Annotated in this window: 22 protein-coding genes; 13 read left to right on the top strand and 9 right to left on the bottom strand. The window is 51.0% G+C overall.

Annotation, left to right across the window (positions count from 1 at the left end):
* The first annotated feature begins 48 nt into the window (after positions 1-48).
* The 9 genes from tldD to AB1K62_RS10060 all read left to right on the top strand — a co-directional run bounded on the left by tldD (position 49) and on the right by AB1K62_RS10060 (position 7,053).
* On the top strand, positions 49-1,479 hold the full coding sequence (gene tldD / locus AB1K62_RS10100) for a metalloprotease TldD (RefSeq protein ID WP_367003421.1): 1,431 nt from the start codon (positions 49-51) through the stop codon (positions 1,477-1,479).
* Between the two features lie 29 nt (positions 1,480-1,508).
* Positions 1,509-2,048 carry a DUF924 family protein gene (locus AB1K62_RS10095; RefSeq protein WP_367003420.1) on the top strand — a complete coding sequence of 180 codons (540 nt, stop codon included), beginning with the start codon at positions 1,509-1,511 and terminating at the stop codon, positions 2,046-2,048.
* Between the two features lie 25 nt (positions 2,049-2,073).
* Positions 2,074-2,577 (top strand): CPBP family glutamic-type intramembrane protease, encoded by a 504-nt coding sequence (locus AB1K62_RS10090; RefSeq protein WP_367003419.1) that lies wholly within the window; start codon positions 2,074-2,076, stop codon positions 2,575-2,577.
* Positions 2,578-2,601: 24 nt separating this feature from the next.
* Entirely contained in the window at positions 2,602-2,814 is a 213-nt protein-coding gene (locus tag AB1K62_RS10085) for a DUF2007 domain-containing protein (protein ID WP_367003418.1), read from the top strand.
* 31 nt (positions 2,815-2,845) lie between these two features.
* On the top strand, positions 2,846-3,664 hold the full coding sequence (locus tag AB1K62_RS10080) for a patatin-like phospholipase family protein (protein WP_367003417.1): 819 nt from the start codon (positions 2,846-2,848) through the stop codon (positions 3,662-3,664).
* 140 nt (positions 3,665-3,804) lie between these two features.
* Positions 3,805-4,143, top strand: coding sequence for a P-II family nitrogen regulator (locus AB1K62_RS10075; RefSeq protein ID WP_367003416.1), 339 nt, complete (start codon positions 3,805-3,807; stop codon positions 4,141-4,143).
* Between the two features lie 15 nt (positions 4,144-4,158).
* The gene (gene amt, locus AB1K62_RS10070) at positions 4,159-5,508 is read left to right on the top strand and encodes an ammonium transporter (RefSeq protein WP_367003415.1); all 1,350 of its coding nucleotides are present in this window, start codon (positions 4,159-4,161) and stop codon (positions 5,506-5,508) included.
* 240 nt (positions 5,509-5,748) lie between these two features.
* The gene (locus AB1K62_RS10065) at positions 5,749-6,267 is read left to right on the top strand and encodes a hypothetical protein (protein WP_367003414.1); all 519 of its coding nucleotides are present in this window, start codon (positions 5,749-5,751) and stop codon (positions 6,265-6,267) included.
* Positions 6,268-6,378: 111 nt separating this feature from the next.
* The gene (locus AB1K62_RS10060; RefSeq protein ID WP_367003413.1) at positions 6,379-7,053 is read left to right on the top strand and encodes a hypothetical protein; all 675 of its coding nucleotides are present in this window, start codon (positions 6,379-6,381) and stop codon (positions 7,051-7,053) included.
* Between the two features lie 3 nt (positions 7,054-7,056).
* Here the strand turns inward: AB1K62_RS10060 and AB1K62_RS10055 are convergent, their stop codons facing one another.
* The 6 genes from AB1K62_RS10055 to AB1K62_RS10030 form a co-directional block, all read right to left on the bottom strand.
* Positions 7,057-7,851: an SDR family oxidoreductase gene (locus AB1K62_RS10055; protein WP_367003412.1), complete on the bottom strand. Its 795-nt coding sequence runs from the start codon at positions 7,849-7,851 to the stop codon at positions 7,057-7,059.
* Between the two features lie 23 nt (positions 7,852-7,874).
* Positions 7,875-8,936 carry a phosphotransferase family protein gene (locus AB1K62_RS10050; protein WP_367003411.1) on the bottom strand — a complete coding sequence of 354 codons (1,062 nt, stop codon included), beginning with the start codon at positions 8,934-8,936 and terminating at the stop codon, positions 7,875-7,877.
* Between the two features lie 34 nt (positions 8,937-8,970).
* A complete protein-coding gene (locus AB1K62_RS10045) occupies positions 8,971-10,056 on the bottom strand; it encodes a Zn-dependent alcohol dehydrogenase (RefSeq protein ID WP_367003410.1) in 1,086 nt (361 codons plus the stop codon).
* Positions 10,057-10,071: 15 nt separating this feature from the next.
* The gene (locus tag AB1K62_RS10040; protein ID WP_367003409.1) at positions 10,072-11,373 is read right to left on the bottom strand and encodes an acyl-CoA dehydrogenase family protein; all 1,302 of its coding nucleotides are present in this window, start codon (positions 11,371-11,373) and stop codon (positions 10,072-10,074) included.
* Positions 11,374-11,481: 108 nt separating this feature from the next.
* Complete coding sequence (locus tag AB1K62_RS10035) at positions 11,482-12,912, bottom strand: MFS transporter (protein ID WP_367003408.1); 1,431 nt, start codon at positions 12,910-12,912, stop codon at positions 11,482-11,484.
* Positions 12,909-13,742 carry an SDR family NAD(P)-dependent oxidoreductase gene (locus tag AB1K62_RS10030; RefSeq protein WP_367003407.1) on the bottom strand — a complete coding sequence of 278 codons (834 nt, stop codon included), beginning with the start codon at positions 13,740-13,742 and terminating at the stop codon, positions 12,909-12,911. The genes AB1K62_RS10035 and AB1K62_RS10030 overlap by 4 nt, the downstream gene beginning before the upstream one ends.
* A gap of 221 nt (positions 13,743-13,963) precedes the next feature.
* Here AB1K62_RS10030 and AB1K62_RS10025 point away from each other — a divergent pair, with 221 nt between their 5' ends.
* The 3 genes from AB1K62_RS10025 to AB1K62_RS10015 are packed head-to-tail and all read left to right on the top strand — an operon-like array spanning position 13,964 to position 17,132.
* Positions 13,964-15,157, top strand: a complete 1,194-nt coding sequence (locus AB1K62_RS10025) for an acyl-CoA dehydrogenase family protein (protein ID WP_367003406.1) — start codon at positions 13,964-13,966, stop codon at positions 15,155-15,157.
* Between the two features lie 35 nt (positions 15,158-15,192).
* Positions 15,193-16,329: an acyl-CoA dehydrogenase family protein gene (locus AB1K62_RS10020; protein ID WP_367003405.1), complete on the top strand. Its 1,137-nt coding sequence runs from the start codon at positions 15,193-15,195 to the stop codon at positions 16,327-16,329.
* Between the two features lie 11 nt (positions 16,330-16,340).
* The gene (locus tag AB1K62_RS10015; protein ID WP_367003403.1) at positions 16,341-17,132 is read left to right on the top strand and encodes an SDR family oxidoreductase; all 792 of its coding nucleotides are present in this window, start codon (positions 16,341-16,343) and stop codon (positions 17,130-17,132) included.
* A gap of 1,745 nt (positions 17,133-18,877) precedes the next feature.
* On the opposite strand, the gene AB1K62_RS10010 is transcribed toward AB1K62_RS10015, so the two are convergent.
* Both AB1K62_RS10010 and AB1K62_RS10005 read right to left on the bottom strand, forming a co-directional pair.
* Entirely contained in the window at positions 18,878-19,249 is a 372-nt protein-coding gene (locus AB1K62_RS10010) for a tRNA-binding protein (protein ID WP_367003401.1), read from the bottom strand.
* Positions 19,250-19,304: 55 nt separating this feature from the next.
* A complete protein-coding gene (locus tag AB1K62_RS10005) occupies positions 19,305-19,706 on the bottom strand; it encodes a DUF3592 domain-containing protein (protein ID WP_367003399.1) in 402 nt (133 codons plus the stop codon).
* Positions 19,707-19,779: 73 nt separating this feature from the next.
* Between AB1K62_RS10005 and AB1K62_RS10000 the strand changes: the two genes are divergently transcribed.
* Positions 19,780-20,166, top strand: a complete 387-nt coding sequence (locus AB1K62_RS10000; RefSeq protein ID WP_367003397.1) for a DUF4345 domain-containing protein — start codon at positions 19,780-19,782, stop codon at positions 20,164-20,166.
* Between the two features lie 29 nt (positions 20,167-20,195).
* On the opposite strand, the gene uvrA is transcribed toward AB1K62_RS10000, so the two are convergent.
* The gene (uvrA, locus tag AB1K62_RS09995) at positions 20,196-23,087 is read right to left on the bottom strand and encodes an excinuclease ABC subunit UvrA (protein WP_367003396.1); all 2,892 of its coding nucleotides are present in this window, start codon (positions 23,085-23,087) and stop codon (positions 20,196-20,198) included.
* Positions 23,088-23,182 lie beyond the last annotated feature (95 nt).

Here is a 23,182-nt window from a genome sequence, read left to right as displayed (position 1 = left end):
TCCCAGTTAAGGGGTGCGCCGCCCTGATTTCGTTTCTATATAAGCGGAATGATGAAAAATATGGACCCCCGCTCGTTTCTTTATCGCCCCGACGGATTGGACCCGGAGCGGGCCAAGGCGTTAGTATCTAACAGCCTTACGGCCTGTGATGATGGTGAACTTTATCTTCAATATAGTGCGGTAGAGAGTTTTGGCTTTGATGATGGCCGCTTGAAAACCGCAGATTACAGCACCGATAGCGGCTTTGGCCTGCGCGGTGTTTCCGGTGAAATGACCGGCTTTTCGCACAGCAATGAAATTAGCGAAGCAGCGATTACGCGCGCAGCTCAAACGCTGCAACTGCTTGACCCGGCCAAGGGGCAACCCGCTCCGCCACCGCGCGGCTCCAACCAACATCTTTATGGCGAGGCCAATCCGCTGGAATCTATCCCCTTCGCCCAAAAGGTTGCATTATGTCAGCAAATTGACGCTGCCGCACGCGCCCGTGATCCGCGCGTAGCACAGGTGTCGGTCGGTCTGTCCGGTAGCTGGAGCGTGATCGAGATCGTCCGTCCGGACGGATTTGTCGCAACCGATGTGCGGCCTCTCGTCCGGCTGAATGTTTCCATTGTTGCGGAGCAAAATGGTCGCCGTGAAACCGGCAGTTTCGGTATGGGCGGACGTTATTTATACGATCAGCTATTTGAAGAAGCACGCTGGAACCGCGCGATAGACGAGGCATTGCATCAGGCGCTGGTTAATCTTGAAAGCGTGGCTGCGCCTGCGGGTGAGCAGACTGTGTTGCTTGGGCCCGGCTGGCCCGGCATCATCCTGCACGAAGCAATAGGTCACGGTCTGGAAGGTGATTTTAATCGCAAGGGGACCAGTGCTTTTTCCGGGCGAATTGGCGAACGCGTGGCAGCGCCGGGCGTGACGGTTGTTGATGATGGATCAATCAACGAACGGCGCGGCTCGCTAACTATTGATGATGAGGGCACGCCGACGCAGGAAAATATCCTGATCGAGGACGGTATTCTGAAATGTTATATGCAGGACCGGCTGAACGCTCGTCTGATGGGGGTTCCGGCCACCGGTAACGGACGGCGCGAAAGCTATGCCCACACACCTATGCCGCGCATGACCAATACATTCATGCGGGGCGGAAATGATGATCCGGACGAGTTGATGAGCCGGGTCAAAAACGGCATCTATGCCAAAAGTTTCGGCGGAGGGCAGGTGGATATTGTTTCTGGCAAGTTCGTATTTTCTTGCACAGAGGCTTACAAGATAGAAAACGGCAAGCTGGGTGCTCCGATTAAGGGGGCAACACTGATAGGTGACGGCCCGACCGTACTGACCAAAGTGTCCGGTATCGGCAATGACATGGCGCTGGACGAAGGAATTGGTGTGTGCGGCAAGGGCGGACAATCCGTCCCCGCTGGTGTCGGGCAGCCGACTTTGCTCGTCGATGGTTTAACTGTTGGCGGCACGGCAGCTTGACCGCGCGGTCCGATGCAGGAGAGGCTGAAATGAACTGGACCACAGAGATTCGGGACTTCTGGTTTGATGAATTGGGTAGTAGTGACTGGTTCGGCGCAAGTGACGCGGTTGACGAACAGATTGTCGAGCGTTTCCACGAGCTGTGGGAGGAGCAAAAATCCAAAACCGCTGCGGACTTTCTTGATACGCCGCAAACCGCTCTTGCCGCGATCATTCTTTTTGACCAGTTTCCCCGCAATATGTTCCGGGGTACGGCAGAGGCATTTTCTACCGACCATCTGGCGCTGCAAATCGCTCAACAAATGATTGACCGGGAATATGATCACGAATTGTCCGATGATCAGCGCACATTCGCCTATATGCCATTCATGCACAGCGAAGATCTGGATGACCAGACCCGTTCGCTGGGCTTGTTCACTGCTTTGGGACGAAAATCCAACATCAAATATGCCAAAGAGCATCGGGATATTATCGCACAATATGGCCGTTTCCCGCATCGCAATGCAGTGCTTGGCCGCGAAACCCGTCCGGAAGAGCAGGCAGCGGTAGAACAAGGGGAAAATTGGTAGAGCCGCATCTGGCAGGACTGGAGTAGTGCAAAAAATATTTCAGCAAACTATGGCCGCTTTGAAAATCTGGCCAGAACGCAAGCAATGGAGCGCCGCGTTGCGCGTTGCCATACCGGCGTTGGCCATTATCGCTGCACTGGGTTTTCTGGCGGAGTGGCTGATCTGGGCGCCGGTGACAGATGTTCCGGCCTTGCTGACAACCGCTGTAATATTGTTTTTTGTGCCCGCATTGGTAGAAGAGATTGTTTTTCGCGGAGTTTTATTGTCTTGGCTTATACAGCTAACTCCGCGCTGGGGCGCATGGCTATCGACGTTGTTATTTGTCGTCTGGCATCCGTTACAGGCGCTGGCCATCGGTCCGCCGTGGGCTGACATATTCTTGCACCCTACATTTTGGGGCGCGATGCTGGTCCTCGGTGTTATATTGGCGCATGTTCGCATCGTTTCCCGTTCGCTTTGGCCGACGATTCTGATACATTGGTTTGCTGTTTTGATCTGGAAATCTCTGTTAGGAGGGCCATTCTATTGAGCGGGCTATTAAACGGAATAATATATGAGTTTGGTTGAACTGTCCCGCCATATGCACAGCCATGAAGCAGAAATTATCCGTGGCCGGTTGGAAGCGGCTGGTATTGGCGCAGTTTGTTTCGACAGCGGCGTGAATATCGTGGAGGGGGCAGGGATCGCGCTACCCGCGCGCGTCATGGTGCTTGCCGAAGACTTGAATCACGCGAAGCTGATATTGGCGGAGGATGTGTCGCTATGACTGACCTTCCTTCTGTAGGAGCCTAATGGCGATGAAATTATCCCTCGCTCTTGGCGGCGGCGCCGGTTTGGGTTGGACCCATATCGGGGTATTGCGCGCGCTGGAAGAATCGCCGATTGAAATAGCCGCAGTTTCCGGAACATCTATTGGTGCTATAGCAGGGGCCAGCTTTGCCGCCGGAAAGCTCGATTATCTGGAAGCAACCGCGCGCACAGCTAATTTGCGGACTTTGATCCGTTTCATGGACCCCCATTTCAAACGCGGCGCGGTTATGGGCGCGCGGACAATTGAAAAAGAACTGGAAACACAGCTTGGCAATCTGGATTTTTCGGATCTTGCTATTCCCGTGGCGGCGGTCGCGGCTGATCTGAGGACTGGCGACACGATCATCATGAACAGCGGCAAGCTGGTTCCCGCGCTACGGGCATCCATGTCCCTGCCCGGTATTTTCAAACCGGTCGAATATGATGGTCGCTTGCTGGTTGATGGGGGCACGGCGCTACCGGTTCCTGTTTCGCCAGCGCGGGAGATGGCACCTGATGCGCTGTGCCTGTCCGTCAATTTACAGGACGATTTTATCAACCGCGCGGAAATGGCTGGTATCAGCCGCCATGACGGAAAATATCCCAATACTATCGCCATTGTGAAAGCCGCTATCGGCCTTTCTCTGCGTAATCTGGGTCGCTATTCATTGGCTCTCGATCCGCCCGATTTTGCCTTGTCGCCAGCGGTTGGCCATATTGATATGCAGAATTTCACCAAAGCAGATGAACTGATCGAAATAGGCCGCCGGGAAACCGCCGCGATCATCCCTGACATTCTTGAGAGAATGAAGAAAGGCGCTGCCTAAATATTAGGCAATCCTCTTTCACTGCTCAAGTTTTACCCCCGCTTCAGCATAAGATTTAAATCTTTCTTTTTAATTACAGTGCTTTAACAATTTGGCACGGGCTTTGCGAATATCCCCTTGAACCACAAAAAGGGGGCGTAATGAAGTTTATCGTTGCCATTATAAAACCATTTAAGCTCGATGAAGTGCGTGATGCGCTGACGGAAGTCGGCGTCGCGGGCATGACTGTGTCGGAAGTTAAGGGGTTTGGGCGTCAAAAAGGGCAGACCGAGATTTATCGGGGCGCCGAATATACCACGAATATGGTTCCGAAAGTGAAACTGGAAATCGCATGCAGCAGCGACATAGCCGCGCATGTGGTGGAGGCTATTCAAAACGCTGCGGGCACACAATCCATCGGCGATGGAAAGATTTTCATGATCAGTCTGGAAAATGCCGTTCGTATTCGTACGGGCGAAACTGGCGAAACCGCGATTTAAACAGGAAAGCGTATAATGAAACATATTCTAACACTATCTGCGGGATTGCTGGGCATCGGGATGGCATCACCCGCACTGGCGCGGGATGCGGCGCAAATAGCCAATCCTGAAATAGCCGAATTGACTTCTAATGTCGGCTATATTTTTAACACGTTATTGTTCCTGATCGGCGGATTTCTGGTCATGTGGATGGCCGCTGGCTTTGCGATGCTAGAGGCGGGACTGGTCCGGTCCAAAAATGTGTCGATGCAGTGCCTGAAAAATATCAGCCTCTATTCGCTTGCCGGGATCATGTTCTGGGTTACGGGATATAACCTGATGTATACCGATGTGACGAGCTGGATCGGAACTTTCGGTCCATATAGCATGCAGGCTGTGGGCACTGCAGATATCGGAACTGGCTATTCCGTGGCATCGGACTGGTTTTTCCAGATGGTTTTCTGTGCCACTACAGCGTCGATTGTGTCGGGGACCGTGGCGGAGCGGGTGAAGTTCTGGCCGTTCATGATTTTTGTGCTGATCCTGACCGGGTTTCTTTATCCGATTACGGGTAGCTGGGAATGGGGTGCGGGCTGGTTGGACCAGCGCGGGTTTAGCGACTTTGCCGGATCAACACTGGTTCACTCGGTCGGGGGCTGGGCTGCTTTGGCTGGTGCGCTAATCATTGGGCCGCGGATGGGGCGCTATGTCGGGGGCAGGATTACGGTGATGCCCGGTTCCAATATTCCTCTGGCGACATTGGGCACTTTCATCCTGTGGTTGGGATGGTTCGGATTTAACGGTGCGTCACAACTCGCAATGGGCACGATTAGCGATGTCAGCGATATTTCAAAGATTTTCGTAAACACCAATATGGCCGCTGCTGGCGGTGTGGTTACGGTAGTCATACTGACGCAGCTTTTATATAAGAAAATTGATGTCACCATGGCGCTTAACGGTGCGCTGGCGGGTCTGGTATCTATTACCGCTGAACCGCTTACCCCTTCTATTCCCGCTGCCATATTGATTGGCGGTATCGGTGGTTTGATCGTAGTGGTGGCAGTGCCATTGCTTGATAAACTGAAGATCGACGATGTTGTCGGTGCTATACCCGTTCACCTTTTGTCAGGGATATGGGGCACGTTAATCGTGGCGTGGAATACACAATCAGAGGTCGATGGCGTGACGTTAAGCGTCGGTGCACAATTGGGTGTGCAAGCAATGGGCGTCGTGGCCATAGGTGCGTTCGTCTTCACTATCAGCGCTATCGTCTGGACACTATTGAAATACACCATCGGTGTGCGTCCTACCGAAGAAGACGAACGATTAGGCCTGGATATCGCAGAAGTCGGTGTCGAGGCTTATCCGGAATTCGTCAAAGGTTAACCCGTTTGTTGCTGGTCCTTTCTCTTTGAACTTATGATCGGCACCTCACCATGTTCCTCCTGAGAACATCAACTTTATGGCCGGTGGTGCAAGCCCCGGCCATTTTTTTGTTCAGGAAATTCCTTATTTACATGAACGGTTGCTGACAAAAAGGTTCAGTCTCTACTCAATGGCTAACCATTATAACTGGTCACAAGCTCGACAAATGGTTCTCGGGTAGTTTGTGAAAGGAAAGTGGAGATGGACACTATTAAGAAAGCAATGATCGGAACCGCTGCTGCAACTGCGATGGCCGTTTCTGCAACACCGGCAATGGCCAAGGGATATGACCGTGATCGGGGCGGGATTAGCGCCGGGGAAATCATTGCCGGAGCTGTTGTTCTTGGCGCGATCGCAGCAATTGCAAGTTCGGATGATGATGACCGCTATGACGATGATCGCTATGATGATGATCGTTATGATCGTTACTACCGCTATGATCGCTATGGCCGGAAATATCGCCACAAAAGACGTATTAGTCCCCGTCGAGCTGTGAGAAAATGTGTTCGGGCAACTGAACGCAGGGCCGGCTATTATGGCCGTGCCAATGTTACCCGAATTCGCGATGTTGATCGGACCCGGTACGGGTATAAGGTCAAAGGACGGGTAATCGTAGATAACGGATATCGGCGTGGCACTGATCGGGGTAAATTCACTTGCTATATCAATGGCAACAGAGTGTCCGATGTGCGTTTTAAAAACCTGCGCTATCGTAGATAATTTTGCAGAATAAAAGAATATGGTTCAGCCTGGTGACAGGCTGGACCACCTATATATAGTGTACGAGTCGATTCCGGGGCGCAGAATCTGCTAGTCATTGGGGTATGAAATATGCATTTTGCCAAAAAATTATCAACTATCACCGCGTCTGTAGCGCTAGTCTTCACCGGATTTGCGCCTGCTATGGCGGCAACGGTCAATCCTGCGATTGCGCCTGTCAGTGCGAATAATACCATTGATATAACCAGTCTGGGCTGGAGCGCGGAAAATGATAAAGCCAATCGCTGGCGTGGTTACCGGGGACATCGTGGTTATAGGGGCTATCGCGGGTATCGTTATGGACGTGGTTATCGTCGCAACCGGGTTGATGCAGGCGATGTAATTGCGGGTATATTAATAATTGGCGGTATCGCTGCTATTGCCAGCGCGGCTTCAAAACAGGATCGCAATAATGATTCTGATTATCGTTATGATCGGTCCCGAAATAATCGGTATAGAGATGATCGACGCAATGATTGGCGCTATAATGACCGGTACGACCGTAGAAGTGATCGTGGCACTGGTTCAATGGATACTGCTATAAATATCTGCTCCGATGCTGCTGAGATACAAGCCGGAGGGGACGCCCGCGTTTCCGAGATAGAGTCAGTTGCACGGGACGGCAATGGCTGGCGCGTCGAGGGGGCGCTTTCTGGTAGCACGCAACGTGCGTTTTTATGCGGCGCATCCGATGGGCGGGTTGATTTTGTGCAATTGGGTAACGGCGACCTTGTTTTTGCAAACTGATCGTTAAACCGCTGTACGGCCAAACTCCTGACGCGTGACAGGATGTGATGCGCTCAATCCCCCGTCAACGGCAATCGCCTGTCCATTTACATAGGATGAGCGGTCAGAGGCAAGGAACAGAGCGACTTCTGCCATCTCGATCGGATTAGCGCCGCGACGCAGCGGGTTGAGGTAGCCAAGCCGGTCCTCCTTGCCTTTCTCCCGCGCTTTATCATAGATAAACTGGGTCATGCCGGTTTCTGTAATACCGGGGCAAATCGCGTTACAGCGGACATTGGAGGTCGCAAATTGCTGTGCTGCCACCTTCACAAGATTGATGACACCGGCCTTGGACGCCGAATAAGCCGGGCCACCAGCGCCTGATCTAATCCCGGCTACACTGGCAGTGCAGATGATTGAGCCACCGTGTCCACTTTCGGCAATTACCTTGCCTGCATATTTGGCGGCCAGAAATGGCCCGATCAGGTTAATACGTAAAACTTCCTGCCACTCGGCAACGCTGCTATCGAAGATGCCTTCAAAACCGCCACCAATACCGGCATTGGCGAAAAAAACATGCAGATCGCCAAATTTTTGTTCAGCTGCCTCAACCAGCATTTCAACATCACCTTCGGAACCGGCATCCGCTTTTATCGCAATGATATTTCCGTCTGAACCTTTGGCAGTATCTTCAACCGCATCGGTGACATCGCTAGCTATGACTTTGGCGCCATGCTCGGCAAATAACCGCGCCGAAGCCCGGCCAATACCGCTGCCTGCTCCGGTAACAATGGCCACTTTATCTTTTAGGTCTGCCATAGTTTCGCTCCTGTCAGTCTGGATTATGCGCCAGCCCTTTTTGCCACTTCCCATCCAGCCTGAGCAAGAGGGGTAACCCTATCGGACATTTCGGCTGCCGCTGCGCTATTTGCGGTGCCATCTACTACACGCTTCTGGATGCCCTGTAAAATAGCTGCGATCCGAAAAAGATTATAGGCAAGATACCAATCCATCGGCGGTAAATTATCTATGCCAGATTTCTCGCAATAGCGTGCGATTGCTTCGTCACGAGATGGAATACCAAGCGGTTCCAGATCAATACCTTTGAGGCCGCTTCGTCCTTCGGGTTCCATCTCATAGGCCATCAACCAATATGCAAAATCCGCAATCGGATCACCAAGCGTGGAGAGTTCCCAGTCAAGCACGGCAATAACCTTGGGCTCGTCATGCGCGAAAATCATATTGTCGAGCCGATAGTCGCCATGAACAATGCCGAAACCCTTTTGTTCAGGGATCGTCTTTGTCAGCCAGTCTATCAGCCGATCCATTTCCGGAATGGTTTCGAGTTCCGATAACCTGTATTGCTGGGTCCAGCGAGAGATTTGGCGCTCGCAATAATTGCCGGACTTGCCATGGTTTTCCAAACCGACTTCCGAAGGATTATAGCTGTGCAATAATGCCAGAGTATCAATCATTTCATGATAAATAGCGCGCCGTTCATCAGGGGCCATGCCCGGCAAGCTGCCGTCCCAGAGCGTCCGTCCATCTGCCATACCCATGACGTAAAACATGGTGCCAAGGACATCGTCATCTTCACACAGGCCATAGGGTTTCGCAACCGGGAAACCGGCCGGGTAAAGCCCCGCCAGGACCCTGAACTCTCGGTCAACAGCATGAGCCGATGGTAGTAATTTCCCGAATGGTTTTTTCCGGAGGACGTAATCGGTATCCGGCGTCTCTATTTTATAAGTTGGATTGGACTGCCCGCCCTTAAATTTGGTGATGGTCATAGGCCCAGCAAAGCCTTCGACATTTGCATCCATCCATATAGCAAGCTTTGCCTCGTCGAGCTTGTCTTTCTCCGGCACCTCCATGGTGCCTGTCATGTCTTCTTGTGGATTCATGCCATTTTACTCATAGTCTAACCCTAAATCTGATCTACTCAAATGTAATGACGGAACGCGCCGCATCACCTTTTTTCATTTTTTCAAAACCTTCGTTGATCTGTTCAAGCGGAATGGTCTCTGCAACGATACTGTCCAAATCGAGCATACCGCGCAAATAGAAATCAACAAGACGCGGTATATCGACCGGAAAACGGTTGCCACCCATGATGGCACCTTGTAATTTTTTGCCGGACAGTAAATCCATTGCTTTAAGACCGACTTGGTGATCAAGCGGCATCATGCCCAAAATTGTCGCAGTGCCGCCGCGCCGTAGTGATTCAACGGCCAGATCGCCGGATGCCGGACGACCCACGGCCTCGATTGCGTGATCAACACCGCCGCTTGTCATTTCTAAAATCTGTTCAGCGGCATTATCAGCCATCGCATCAACGACATCAGTTGCCCCTAGCTTGACCGCAAGTTCGCGCTTCTCGGGGATCGGGTCCGCTGCAATGATACGGCCAGCACCCGCAATTTTCGCAGCATTGATTGTAGCTAATCCGACGCCGCCACACCCGATGACTGCGACAGTCTCTCCAGGGGTGACATTACAAGCATTAAAGATTGTTCCGGCACCTGTGGTGACTGCGCAGCCAATTATGGCTGCCTTATCAAGTGGCATATCCGGATTAATCCGCACACAGGCATGCTCATGAATCAGCATTTGTTCAGCATAAGCAGACAGATTGAGCATTTGCGCTACCGGCGTACCGTCGGGACGGGTGATGCGCGGAGCCTCATTCTCGCCACGCCGTGTGTCTGCTCCAAGGCATAAGGACATGCGCCCTGTCACACAAAACTCACAGTGGCCGCAAAATGCGGAAAGACACGATATCACAGCATCTCCGACCGCGAGCGTACGAACCTCGCTGCCAATTGCTTCTACGATACCCGCTGCTTCATGGCCCGGTATCGCGGGCATGGGATGTGGATATTGACCTTCTATAAAATGAAGGTCCGAATGGCATAGCCCGCAGGCAGCCGTTCGGATCAACACTTCATGTGGCCCCGGCTTTGAAATAACGACGTCTTCGATTTGAAGCGGTTTACCCGCTTCTACCAGAACTGCTGCTTTCATGGATTTTTACCTCTCTTAACGCGTAGCGCCCATGTCACCTGAAGATATATTTTCCTTCATTTTGCTGCCATCGGCGGTTTCGGCATATTTGCCATATTCCATCTTGGCAATAGTGCGGTTATGAACTTCATCGGGACCATCGGCGAGGCGCAAGGTCCGCTGATGTGCAAACGCGCTGGCAAGACCATAATCATCGCTGACGCCGCCGCCGCCATGGGCCTGAATAGCGTCGTCGATAATTTTCAAAGCCATATTCGGAGCTTGCACTTTGATCATTGCGATCTCGGCTTTTGCATATTTGTTACCGACTTTGTCCATCATGTCCGCAGCTTTCAAGCAAAGCAAACGGCTCATATCAATGTCGATACGTGCACGCGCTACGCGCTCGTCCCAAATGCTAAACTCGGAAATACGTTTGCCAAAAGCGACGCGTGATTGAAGGCGCTTGACCATTTTCTCAAGCGCTTCCTCCGCAACACCAATCGTACGCATGCAGTGATGAATACGGCCAGGTCCCAAGCGACCCTGAGCGATTTCAAATCCGCGTCCTTCACCAAGAATGATATTGGAAGCAGGAACCCGAACATCTTTCATTTCGACTTCCATATGGCCGTGCGGTGCGTCGTCATAACCAAAAACAGGTAAATGGCGGATAATATTTACACCGGGTGCATCAGTGGGCATCAGTATCTGTGACTGCTGGGTATAACGACTACCTTCGAAACTCGTTTTTCCCATGACAATGGCAATTTTACAGCGCGGATCACCAAGGCCCGAAGACCACCATTTGCGGCCATTGATGACATATTCATCGCCATCGCGAACAATTGCCGTTTCGATATTGGTAGCATCGGATGAAGCTACTGCGGGTTCTGTCATCAGGAATGCAGAGCGAATCTCACCATTCATCAACGGACGAAGATATTGTTCTTTTTGTTCCAGCGTACCATAGCGATGGAACACTTCCATGTTGCCGGTATCGGGAGCGGAACAGTTAAAAACTTCGGACGAAAAGCCGACACGGCCCATTTCCTCTGCACATAAAGCATATTCAAGGTTTGTAAGGCCCGGGCCATCAAACTCAAAACTATCGTCGATATGAGTGAGGTTAGGGTTTGAGGGCGGCATGAAAAGGTTCCAGATGCCCTTTTCTTTTGCTTTTGCTTTTTCTTCTTCAACAACCTGAAGGACTTTCCAGCGGTCTCCTGACTCATCTTCCGCTTTAAAGTCGGCAATACGTGGACGAAGATGATTCTCAATATGCTCACGAACTCGATTGCGCCAATATTCTTGCTTTTCGGTGAGATCAAAATCCATGCTTCTATCCTTTTTGAAAGCTTTTCAATTTAACTATGCAATTAACTTATCAGAGCTGTAGAAATATTGCCACAGCGAATAATGGTCGGGTTGACGGTTTTCCTCTTTTCACTCCGCCGGCGACGATGTAGCTGCGAGCTTGGCAAGTCGGTCACTATGATCTTTTTCTGTGAGCGGAAATAATGTGTAAGCCCATGCCCCTGTCATGCCTATAACGGACATTATAGTGACATAAATCAAGGCAAGATTATCCACGATGGCAGGGTCCACGGTGCCCGGGACGGCCTGTTCGGGCAGTTTAATGAAGGCGATGATCAGGCCCGACAGTAAAATGCCCATGCCGCCGACCATTTTTTGCATTAACCACATACCGGAAGAAAATAGTCCTTCTGTCCGTTTGCCAGCTTCAAATTCATAGGCGTCGGTGACATCGGCCATCATAGAAAAGGTTAAAATCATTGCCGAAATGCTTGCTGCTATCGCGATCACGGATAACGAAAATAGCGCAGGAATTAGATAGGCAGAACCGGGAACCGGAAAAAGCCCGACCATCCGAAGCCAATAAGGCGAGGTACCGAGAATTACCGCGCAAAACGTAAGATACGCAGCGCCTTTAGCTTTTCCGGTTCGCATAGAAATCGGAGTAACCAGAACAAAAGCCATAACAACGCCGATGAACAATATAGCAGAATAGAGTGTAAGTTCAGTAGAACCGAATTCCCACACATGGGTAAGAAGATAGGGGGTCATTGCAAACATCAGGCCTTGATTGGTGAATGCAAAAGTTCCCGCGAACATCAGAAGCATATATGGCGAAAAACGGAAAGCGGCCAGCATCTGGGTGAAGCCTTCCGCAGTTTCGGGATGTGAATTCTCCGCCTTATACCTGTTCACGATCTTCTTGTGAGTGCTGAGCGCTGAAACCAAAACGGCTACAACCATTATACCGGCACCAATAAATGCGAAGGTTGAATACCCATCCTTATTGAGTAGGCCGACCGGATAATTTTCACTGGGCACCAGAAGTACGCCATATGCCAGAACCATCATACTCAGGCCGCTTCCCCAGCCGAACAAAGTGCGAAAGCGCAGGATGCCAGTGCGATCGTGATAATTTTTGCTCAATTCGGGGACTATTGCCAATGACGGAACTTCATTTGCAGAAAGTGAGAAACGTACCAGCATGGCCATTGCCAGCAAATAGAAAAACTGAACCGTTGCGCTCGCTTGGGGCGGGTGCCACAGAAATAGCCATGCAATCGCTATCGGAACTGCTGAGCCATAAAGCCATGGATGGCGGCGACCGATTGAGGTTCTGGTCCGGTCAGTCATTTGGCCTATAAGCGGATCAACCATAGCATCGACGAACAGCGCGATCGCAATCGCTAAGCTGACCACGTCAGCGCGCATGCCAACAACCTGATTATAATAATAAAGAAGAAAAACGGCGAAACCGTTGTCTTTGATTCCATAAGCGGCCGAACCAAAGCCATAAAGAACCTTGGTCCGAAGTGGGAGCTTCTCAGACAATTCTGTCAACGGAGATGCTCCGGTACGATGGCATCAAGTAAGCCAGGTGCTTCCGGGTTCCAGCTTGCCGGTGTACCTACAAGCAATCCGCCATCAACCAGTATATGCGTACCAGTTACAAATCCTGTTGCATCAGATGCAAGATAGGCAACCGTTTCAGCAATATCATCCGGTACGCCGGGCCGGGCTATGGGCTGGACGCTTGCAGCAGCCTGTCCCATTATGGCGTTAATCTGAAGCGCTTCTTCTTTATTGGCGCCCACTGTAGCCGCAAAAATATTGGTCTGGATGAATCCGGGACAGATGGCATTCACCCGTATTTTATGTTGGGCAAGTTCTGCAGCTGCCAATTTGGTAAGATGTAAAACTCCTGCTTTGGCTGTGGAATAGGCAATCGGACCAAAGCCTGCCTGAAAAGCGCAGATCGAAGCTGTGTTGATAATTGCGCCGCCACGCTTTTTCAAATATGGAGTAGCATGTCGTATGCCCATGGCGACGGATTTGAGCAGTAATGCCATTGCGAAATCCCAGTCATTGCCGCTAATTTCGTCAATTCTATCGCGTGGTCCGCCGGCTCCTGCATTATTAAAGACAATATCGATACCCCCGGTTGTCTCAGCCGCATAGTCCATTAGCGCTTTGATCTGGTCTTCCTGCGTGACATCGCATTGTTGAAAATGAAAGCTGTCACCGAGTGAAGACATCATGGCTGTGCCTTCATCAACGTTTATATCGCCCATGATCACATGGGCTCCCTCGCGCAAGAATAGATCAACTGTTGCACGACCAATACCCGATGAACCGCCTGTAATTACAGCAGTTTTGCCTTTAAATCTCATAGCTTACGCTCCTGCATCCTCGTTTGTTTTTCTTTGGAGCATAGGCCTAGCGTGAATTGGCCGTCAATCAATTCTGACAAGAGTTTTACTTGCCGTTACGGAATCCTTGGCAAACAGTTGATGCTCTGTATTTTCTTTTATTTTTAATAAGCGGGACATTGAAGATTGATCATTAATTATGGTAGCTAGCTCTTAATCGATCAATTAAAGGAACAACCATCATGTCCGATCTTGAAAGTTTCCGCGCTGAAACCGCCGAATGGTTGGAGGCTAATTGTCCTCCGGAAATGCGTGAGCCTGTTACTGATGAAAGCGATATGTGCTGGGGTGGGAAAAACGCAACCTACAAACCAGGGCAGAAGGAATGGATGGATATAATGGCCGCGAAAGGCTGGACCGTTCCGGATTGGCCAAAGGAATATGGCGGCGGTGGATTGTCCCGTGAAGAAACCAAAATCCTGTTGCAGGAAATGGGGCGTTTGAAGATACGTTCCCCTTTGGCGAGCTTTGGAATCTGGATGCTTGGGCCTGCGTTGCTTCATTTCGGTACCGAGGAACAGAAACTACATTTCCTACCACCCATTGCCCGCGGTGAAGTTCGCTGGTGTCAGGGGTATTCCGAACCCGGTTCCGGATCGGACCTCGCTTCGCTTCAAACATCAGCTGAGGACAAGGGCGACCATTATCTGATTAACGGTCAGAAGATCTGGACCAGCTATGCGGACAAAGCCGACTGGATTTTCTGCCTAACGCGAACGGATAAGTCGAGCAAGCACAAGGGCATTAGCTTCATGTTGTTTGACATGACGAGCAAAGGTGTTGAAACTAAGCCGATTGTATTGATCTCCGGTCAGTCCGCTTTTTGCGAAACGTTTTTTACGGATGTAGAAGTCCCCAAAACCTATGGCGAGGGTATATCCTCGGTTGTCGGTGAAGTGAACCGGGGCTGGGATGTCGCCAAATATCTGTTGGGACATGAGCGCAGCATGATTTCTAGCGATGGTTCCGCCGGAGCAACTTCTCTAGGGGCCAAGTTCGCAGATACTTACGGCCGCGATGAAAAGGGGCGTCTGGATGATCCAATGCTCCGCTCTCAAATGGCGGAAATGGATATTGACGTTTTGGCATTCCGCGCGATGGCGGAGCGCTTTGGCGACACGTTCAAAGCCAATCTTTGCCACCCGGCTCAACCCAATATGATGAAATATGCCGGTACCGAGATTAACAAACGTCGTCATGAGTTGATCATGTCAGCAGGCGGTAGTGAGGTACTTGAATGGGAAAGCGATGCAACCAATGGCGGGCTGACGGCACGAAGCTGGTTACGGACCAAGGCGAACAGTATCGAGGGCGGCACTAGCGAAGTCATGCTGAATGTCATCGCCAAGCAGATATTACAGCTACCCAACGCTTAATAATTACCGGCACCAAATTAGAAGGATCATAAGCGATGGCGCTTTATTTGAACGACGATCAGAAGATGCTGCACGATAGCGCAGCAGAATTTATGAAGGGTGAAGGTAATGTCGCCCATTTTCGGGAGTTTCGTGATAAAAATTGCAAGGACGGCTTCTCGCATGCGTTGTGGAAACAGTTCGCGGAAATGGGCTTTTCCGGCATATTGATTCCCGAAGAAGAGGGCGGTCTGGGGCTGGGCCATGTCGAAGCAGGTGTTGTGCTTGAGGAGATTGGCCGCAACCTGACCCCGTCACCGTTTCTTTCAACCGCAGTCGCGGGTGTCGAAGCCCTGAATGCGGGCGGGAAGGCACTGCGCGATCAGTATTTCCCCGGCATCCTCTCAGGCGATAGTATATTGGCTTTGGCGGTTGATGAAGGGGCGAAACATCGTCCCGAACAGATTGCCATGGCAGCAACGCGTGAGGGCAATGGCTTTAAGCTCGACGGTAAAAAGCAATTTGTTGTGCAAGGCGGTTCGGCAGATATGTTGATTGTTGCGGCGCGCACAAGTGGTAGTCCAGGTGATGACAAGGGGCTAACGCTTTTTGCCGTTGAGACTAGCGCACAAGGCATGTCCAGAGACAGCGTCCGTCTGGTTGATAGCGCGATGGCGGCCCATGTCGAATTTGACGGGGTTCTGGTCGATGCAGATGCTGTTATTGGCGAGGTTGATGAGGGTGCATCGGTATTGCAGCGCATGTTGAATGCCGGACGTGCCGGGGCCGCTGCCGAAACTTTGGGGGTTGGTTCCGGTGCGATGGATATTACGGTTGAATATATCAAAGGCCGTAAGCAATTTGATCATATTATCGGGTCATTTCAGGCACTTCAACACCGTGCAGCACATCTATACAGCGAGATGGAAATTGCCCGTGCCGCTGTATTAAAAGCGCAGCAGATGCTCGATGAAGGCTCGCCTAAAGCCGAAATGATGGTATCCGTTGCCAAGGCCAAAGCCGGAAAAGCGACCGCGCTGTCAGTCAAGGAAGGTGTGCAGATGCATGGCGGTGTCGGCATGACCGATGAATATGATATCGGCTTGTATATGAAGCGGGACCGCGCCTTGACCGAATTTATGGGCGATATAAATTATCATACAAATCGCGTTGCCGAAATGCACGGATATTAAGGGGATTACTGATGGATTATAACAAATTATTCTCGCTCGAAGGTCGTGTTGCTTTGGTGACCGGTGGCCACCGCGGTATTGGTCGGATGATAACCGAAGGTTTTCTGGCTCAGGGCGCAAAAGTTTATATTTCGGGCCGCAAGGCCGATGCTTGCAAAGCCGCTGCCGATGAAATGGGCGACAATTGTATCGCCGTGCCAGGTGATGTCAGCACCGTTGAAGGCTGCAAGGCATTAGCCGCGGAATTGGCCAGCTGTGAACCAAAACTTGATATTCTGATTAACAATGCCGGTGTTGCGTGGGGTGCGGAATATCTCGACTTCCCCGAGTCCGGCTGGGATAAGGTCATGGACACCAACGTTAAAGGATTGTTTTTCCTGACACAGGCACTCCACCCGCAATTGAAAGCTGCTGCCAGTTTTGAACAGCCCGCAAAGATCGTCAATATTGCCTCGATAGATGGTTTCAAGGTCAACCCGTGGGAGACATATAGCTATCAGGCATCCAAAGCAGCAGTTGTGCACCTGACTCGCAAAATGGCATCCAAGCTGGTTTCCGAAGATATTATTATGTCCGGTATTGCGCCTGGTGCATTCGCCTCCAATATGAATAAAAGCGCTCGCGACCATGAGGATGCTGTTGAAAAAGGCATCCCTGCAAAACGGATTGGACGGCCCGAGGATATGGCAGCCGCAGCAATTTATCTCGCCAGTAACGCTGGTAATTATGTTGTCGGAACGACTTTGATTGTTGATGGCGGGATAGTGAATGCAGCAAATCCGGACGCCACTATAGATCCATAAAAAATAAGCGTGGCGCAGCAAATATGTGGGCGGGTGAAATTCCCGTTGCTGTTGTGTGCCATTGGCATAATGACGCCACTAAACAAGTTTTGTGTTTTTAAACTGGATCGGTTGCAAAACGTGCAACTCGACTGTCTATGTTCTCAATTGCAACTTTTCTCTTAGGCGTCCATCTAAGACTTGTTAGTTCGACAGGAAAAGTGATGTTTGATCGGCGTTTTAAAAAACAGGAGAATTCCCATGAAAACGCTTTTCAATATTTTAGCCTCTCTGACCGTTAGCAGCATCATCTTGATGACTACGGTTCAGGTATAAACGCTAAAGTTACACAGTCCCGGCTGCCTCTCCCCCTCCCTAATGGCGCCGGGATTGTCCCGAAGGTCCGGCCCTTACAAGATTCCTCCCAATCAAAGGGTCGGACCAACGGATGTTTTCCCACTGGCTACAAAGCCTCGCTCTGTGATCTGGGCCAAGATGGCTTGAACGAAATGCAATTCGTTTGATTAAACCCGTATATTCATTATCCCGGATTGAGCATAAACCTGCATAAAATCTCTACATAGGTCCTTTTACCCAGCATATTGTGTAAAATAAATTACTTCGTTCCGGCATGTTCGGAAAACGATGAAAGCCTATCCACCGATTAGGACATTGCGCTAGATATGATCCATATTCTGGCACTTGGAGCGACTCGAGACCCCATGTTATAAGCGAGTTATCGGACGGGATGTGAACCCGGCCCGCGACCAGTCAGTGATGACCCGCCGGACGATTCAACACCGAAAGATAATCGAACCATGTTATCTGTTTTTCGCATGAATAGCAGAAAGGTGTTTCGATTGGTGATTGGACGAAATCCGTTAAATGACGGCGCAAGCCATATGGATCGGATAGACAATGATCACCGGGTAGCTGGACCAAATATCGGGTTTTAAACCGAAACATCATTGCGCGAGCGATGCTGCGGAAAACCAAAAAACCATAAACGATATTGGCCCAGTAGCCGAACGCCGAAAAAGCGGATGCCCGAATCGAAAGATTGTCGCATCCCTGATTAGGCGCAGTGGGAGCCGAAACCTGAATTTATTCAGGAATCGACTCCCATTTTCTTTGGTAGCAATCTCATGCCTTTATGCCGATTACCTAATGTTCCCATGGGGTTTGTGGACCACAGGCTCCGGGTGGGCGTATCTGCGCGTCCATGAAAAAGCGTGGTAGGGGGCACATATCACCGTTGCGGTTGTTTATTTATGATTCAGCGAAAGAAAGATTTTTTACTTTCACTGCCAGTGATACCTGTCACAGCGTCTGCGGGAATCACCCGTTATCACAATAAGGCGATGCCGCTAATTCACAAATATTTGTGGGGGGCAGCGGCCTCGCACTTCCATTGAGGCTACGTCCTCTTGGCGGTGACTTCCCTCTGGGTGTCCTAAATGGACATACCACTGGAAGCCCGGTGGTATTGCGACCCGGCCACCGGGTTTCCTAGGGGAAATGTAAATTTACTCAAGTGGCGATACAAAAAATAAAATCTCTCTTTTTCCCTTTCCGTGAGGATGGTCACACAAAGTTTACAAATCTCTGACATAGCAGGGTTACGGCGGCATATGCTTCTAGCGTTGATGCCGTAATTCCAAGAAGTCCGACGGCCTCGCGACCCGGCCGTCGGGCTTTTTTAGTGTGAGCCCTGCAAAGGCTTTCCCCACCACTCGCACGGCAGCAATTGCTGCTACTGTCTTTTCTTAGGAAAGACGACTGCCGAGTGGAACATCAACGTCCGGTTTGAATAAAACAATATGTCCCGAGGCATCGGGAAAGCCCAGAGTGAGGACCTCGGACATAAACTTGCCAATTTGCCTCGGGGGGAAATTGACCACCGCAGCAACTTGACGGTTCAACAGATCCTCCAGCCGGTAATTTTCCGTGATCTGCGCGGATGATCGTTTTATTCCGATGACAGGGCCAAAATCAATCACGAGTTTAAAAGCCGGCTTTCTAGCCTCGGGAAAAGGGTGCGCTTGGATGATCTGTCCGACGCGTATGTCCACGCTAAGGAACTGGTCAAAGTCTATAGTATCGCAAACAGGTGCTTCAGGGTTATGGGCTATATGCATGACAAACATTTAGACATAATAGAAGGCTTTCGCCACCAATTATTTGGATGATATATCACCACCACCCGGTCAATTCTGTTCCCGTCATGACGAATATATAACCTAGCGCAGCATAGAGCAATCCGCGGAAAACCGGATAAGGGATGCGTGCTTGCATAGGATGGCCTTCGGGATAGATAATTTCGATGATTTCGCCAATTACCGGTTTTGGGAAGGGCATGAAAAGATTGTCTCGCACCTCGAAAAAAGTACCGCTTTCGTCAGCGAAGAGAAATACCGGCTGATAAAGGGTGCGGCCCGCTTCCGACCGTCGGTCATGGCGAACAATTTTTGCCCGCGTGCGGCGGACGGGATTTCGCAGAAATGGCAGATCGCTTCGCAGCACCAGCGCCAATCCTGTGCCTGAGAGGGCCAGAAAAATCCAGAGAATGATTGTAGCGATGGCTGGGGGTAGCATTGTTATATCAGATTGTTAAGATGAGTGCCGAACCTTTTCCAGAAAGAGAAATGGAGAAAAATGGGGGGCAATCATGACATTATTTCGTATAGCGACAATTATTTTCGCATTCATACCACTATATTTCGGCGTTACCGGAGTAATATTTGGCGCGGCACAATTGGCGAGCGGAGAAGTCGCACCGGCAATCGACAATCAGTTTCGCTATCTCTCCGGCGTTTATATCGGCGTAGCGGTGATGCTATTCTATTCGGCAGGCAATGTGGCACGGCGATCTCTGGCATTTCGTTTGGCGATCATTGCCGTGTTTATTGGCGGTATTGGCCGGGCTGTGTCCTATTTAACTATCGGCGTGGCAGAGATGTGGCAAGTAGGGGCCATGGGACTGGAACTGATCTCGCCGCTATTTATCCTGTGGCAGGGCGGGGTGATTAAAGCATCCAGAAGTATAATCCGTTAGGCCGGATGGGGAGAGTTTTTTATTGAACCTCAAGACCCCAGCATGTCCTTCAGATAACCACCGGTAAAGCTGCTAACCACTTTGGATACGGCTTCTGGTGTACCCTCAGCCACGATCTCTCCGCCGCGTACACCGCCTTCGGGGCCTAGGTCAATGATATGATCGGCGGTTTTGATTACGTCCAGATTATGTTCGATCACCACTATGCTATTGCCCTGCTCGACGAGTTGGTGGAGCACTTGGAGAAGTTTTCGGACATCTTCAAAATGCAAGCCGGTCGTTGGTTCATCAAGAATATAAAGCGTTTGCCCAGTGGAACGTTTAGACAGTTCCTTGGCGAGTTTTACCCGCTGTGCTTCTCCTCCTGATAGGGTGGTCGCCTGTTGCCCGACCTTGATATAGCCTAGCCCGACTTCATAAAGCATCGCCATTTTGTCGCGGATCGGCGGAACCGCCTTGAAAAACTCAACTGCATCTTCGACCGTCATGTCGAGAATGTCAGCAATGGACTTGCCCTTAAACTTCACTTCCAGCGTTTCACGATTATAGCGTTTGCCGCCACATTCTTCGCACGTTACGTAAACATCGGGTAGGAAATGCATTTCTATTTTGATCAGTCCGTCACCACGGCACACCTCACAGCGTCCACCCTTTACATTAAAGCTGAACCGCCCCGGTTTATAGCCGCGCGCCTGCGCTTCGGGCAGGCCGGCGAACCAGTCACGGATGTTCGTGAAAGCGCCGGTATAGGTAGCCGGGTTGGAACGCGGCGTCCGGCCAATCGGAGACTGGTCAATATCGATCACCTTGTCGAGATATTGCAGGCCGCTGATTTTGTCATGCTTACCGGCTATAATACGCGCCCCGTTCAGTGCGCGTGCCGCAGCGGCATATAGCGTGTCGATGGTCAGCGAGGATTTGCCAGATCCCGAAAGGCCGGTAATGCAAGTAAATGTACCAAGTGGGATCGACGCCGTGACATTTTGCAGGTTGTTTGCCGTCGCGCCGTGCACGGTCAGTTTTTTGCCATTGCCTTTACGTCGTTTATCCGGAACCTGAATTTCCCGTGAGCCATTTAGATAGGCCGCGGTTAGGGATTTTTTGGATTTCAGCACCTGCTTAAGCGTGCCGGCAGCGACAACCTCCCCGCCGTGAACGCCCGCTCCCGGCCCCATATCGACAACATAATCGGCAGTACGGATAGCGTCCTCGTCATGTTCGACGACAATCACTGTATTGCCAAGATCGCGTAGACGTTTCAATGTCGTCAATAATCGGTCATTATCGCGTTGATGCAAACCGATGCTGGGTTCATCCAATACATATAAAACGCCGCTTAACCCTGAACCTATTTGGCTCGCTAACCGGATGCGTTGGCTCTCGCCTCCTGATAATGTTCCGCTGGTCCTGTCAAGGTTCAGGTAATCAAGCCCGACATTGTTGAGAAACCCCAGTCGTTCGATAATCTCTTTCAGAATAGGTTCTGCTATCTGTCGCTGGGTCGCGTCGAGTTGATCCGCAAGACCGTTGAAGAAGACCAGCGCATCGCCAACACTGCGACGAACCGGAATACTGATATCCTCGTCTGCGATTTTGACTGCCAGAGCTTCGGGTTTGAGCCGGGCACCGTTACATATTTCACATGGAGCAGCGGCCTGGAACTTCGCCAGTTCCTCCTGCATCCACGCGCTTTCGGTTTGCAGCATCCGGCGCGTGAGATTGCCGACCACGCCTTCAAACGGTTTCTTGACTTCGTAACTTTTGCGCCCATCCTGAAAGCGCAAAGTGACTGGCAAACCTTGCGTACCATTGAGAATTATATCGCGGTGATGATCGGACAGTTCTTGCCATGGGGTGTCGAGAGAAAATTCAAATTGTCGTGCGAGACTGCCCAAAACCTGCATGTAATAAGGGCTGGGCGGGTTAGATTTTGCCCATGGTACGACTGCGCCTTTTTTGATCGAGAGCGCCGGATTAGGGACAATTAACTGAACATCGAAATGAAGTTTTTCACCCAGTCCGTCACAAGCGGGACATGCTCCCTGCGGTGCGTTAAACGAAAAAAGGCGCGGCGCGATTTCTTCGATTGTAAAGCCGCTGACCGGACAGGCAAAGCGTTCGGAAAACACAATGCGGTTGTCAGGCAGGCCGGTGCCTTTCATTTTCCTACCAGTCGCCGCTTCCTCGCGGCCGGGAACAACGCCTTCTGCCAGATCAACAAACGCCAGTCCATCAGCCAACCGAAGCGCGGTTTCGAAACTGTCCGCCAGCCGTGTCTCCATGCCCTCACGGACAACCAGCCGGTCGATAACAACCTCAATATCATGTTTCAGCTTTTTATCCAGTTTAGGCGTATCTTCGATATCGTAAAATTCGCCATCAATACGCATCCGGGTAAACCCCGCTTTTTGCCATTCCAGCAGTTCTTTGCGATATTCACCCTTGCGTCCACGTACCACGGGAGCGAGCAGGTAGAAGCGCGTTTTTTCGGGCAATGCCATAACGCGATCAACCATCTGGCTGACGGTTTGTGCAGTAATCGGTTCACCGGTTGCGGGTGAATATGGCACGCCAGCGCGGGCCCACAACAGACGCATATAATCGTAAATTTCGGTCACGGTCGCAACAGTGGAGCGGGGATTGCGAGAAGTTGTTTTCTGCTCGATCGAGATGGCAGGCGATAGCCCTTCGATATGCTCGACATCCGGCTTTTGCATCATCTCCAGAAACTGGCGCGCATAGGCGGAGAGCGACTCGACATAGCGCCGCTGTCCCTCAGCATAGATGGTGTCAAATGCCAGACTGGATTTGCCGCTGCCTGACAAGCCGGTAATAACGATCAGCTTATCGCGCGGTAGGTCAATATCAACGCCTTTAAGGTTGTGCTCCCGTGCGCCTTTGACTTTGATGTGGGTCAACATAAGGGGGATGCCTGCTGTGAAATGGAATATTGCACCGCGAAGGTTTTTGCCGTCAAATGGGGGAAAAGGATCATAAATATACTTTGCAGAAGTTG

Source organism: Parasphingorhabdus sp. JC815 (assembly GCF_040717415.1).
Classification (GTDB): Bacteria; Pseudomonadota; Alphaproteobacteria; order Sphingomonadales; family Sphingomonadaceae; genus Parasphingorhabdus.
Note: the sequence above shows the minus strand (reverse complement) of the source record. Positions and strands in the feature narration are given on the sequence as shown.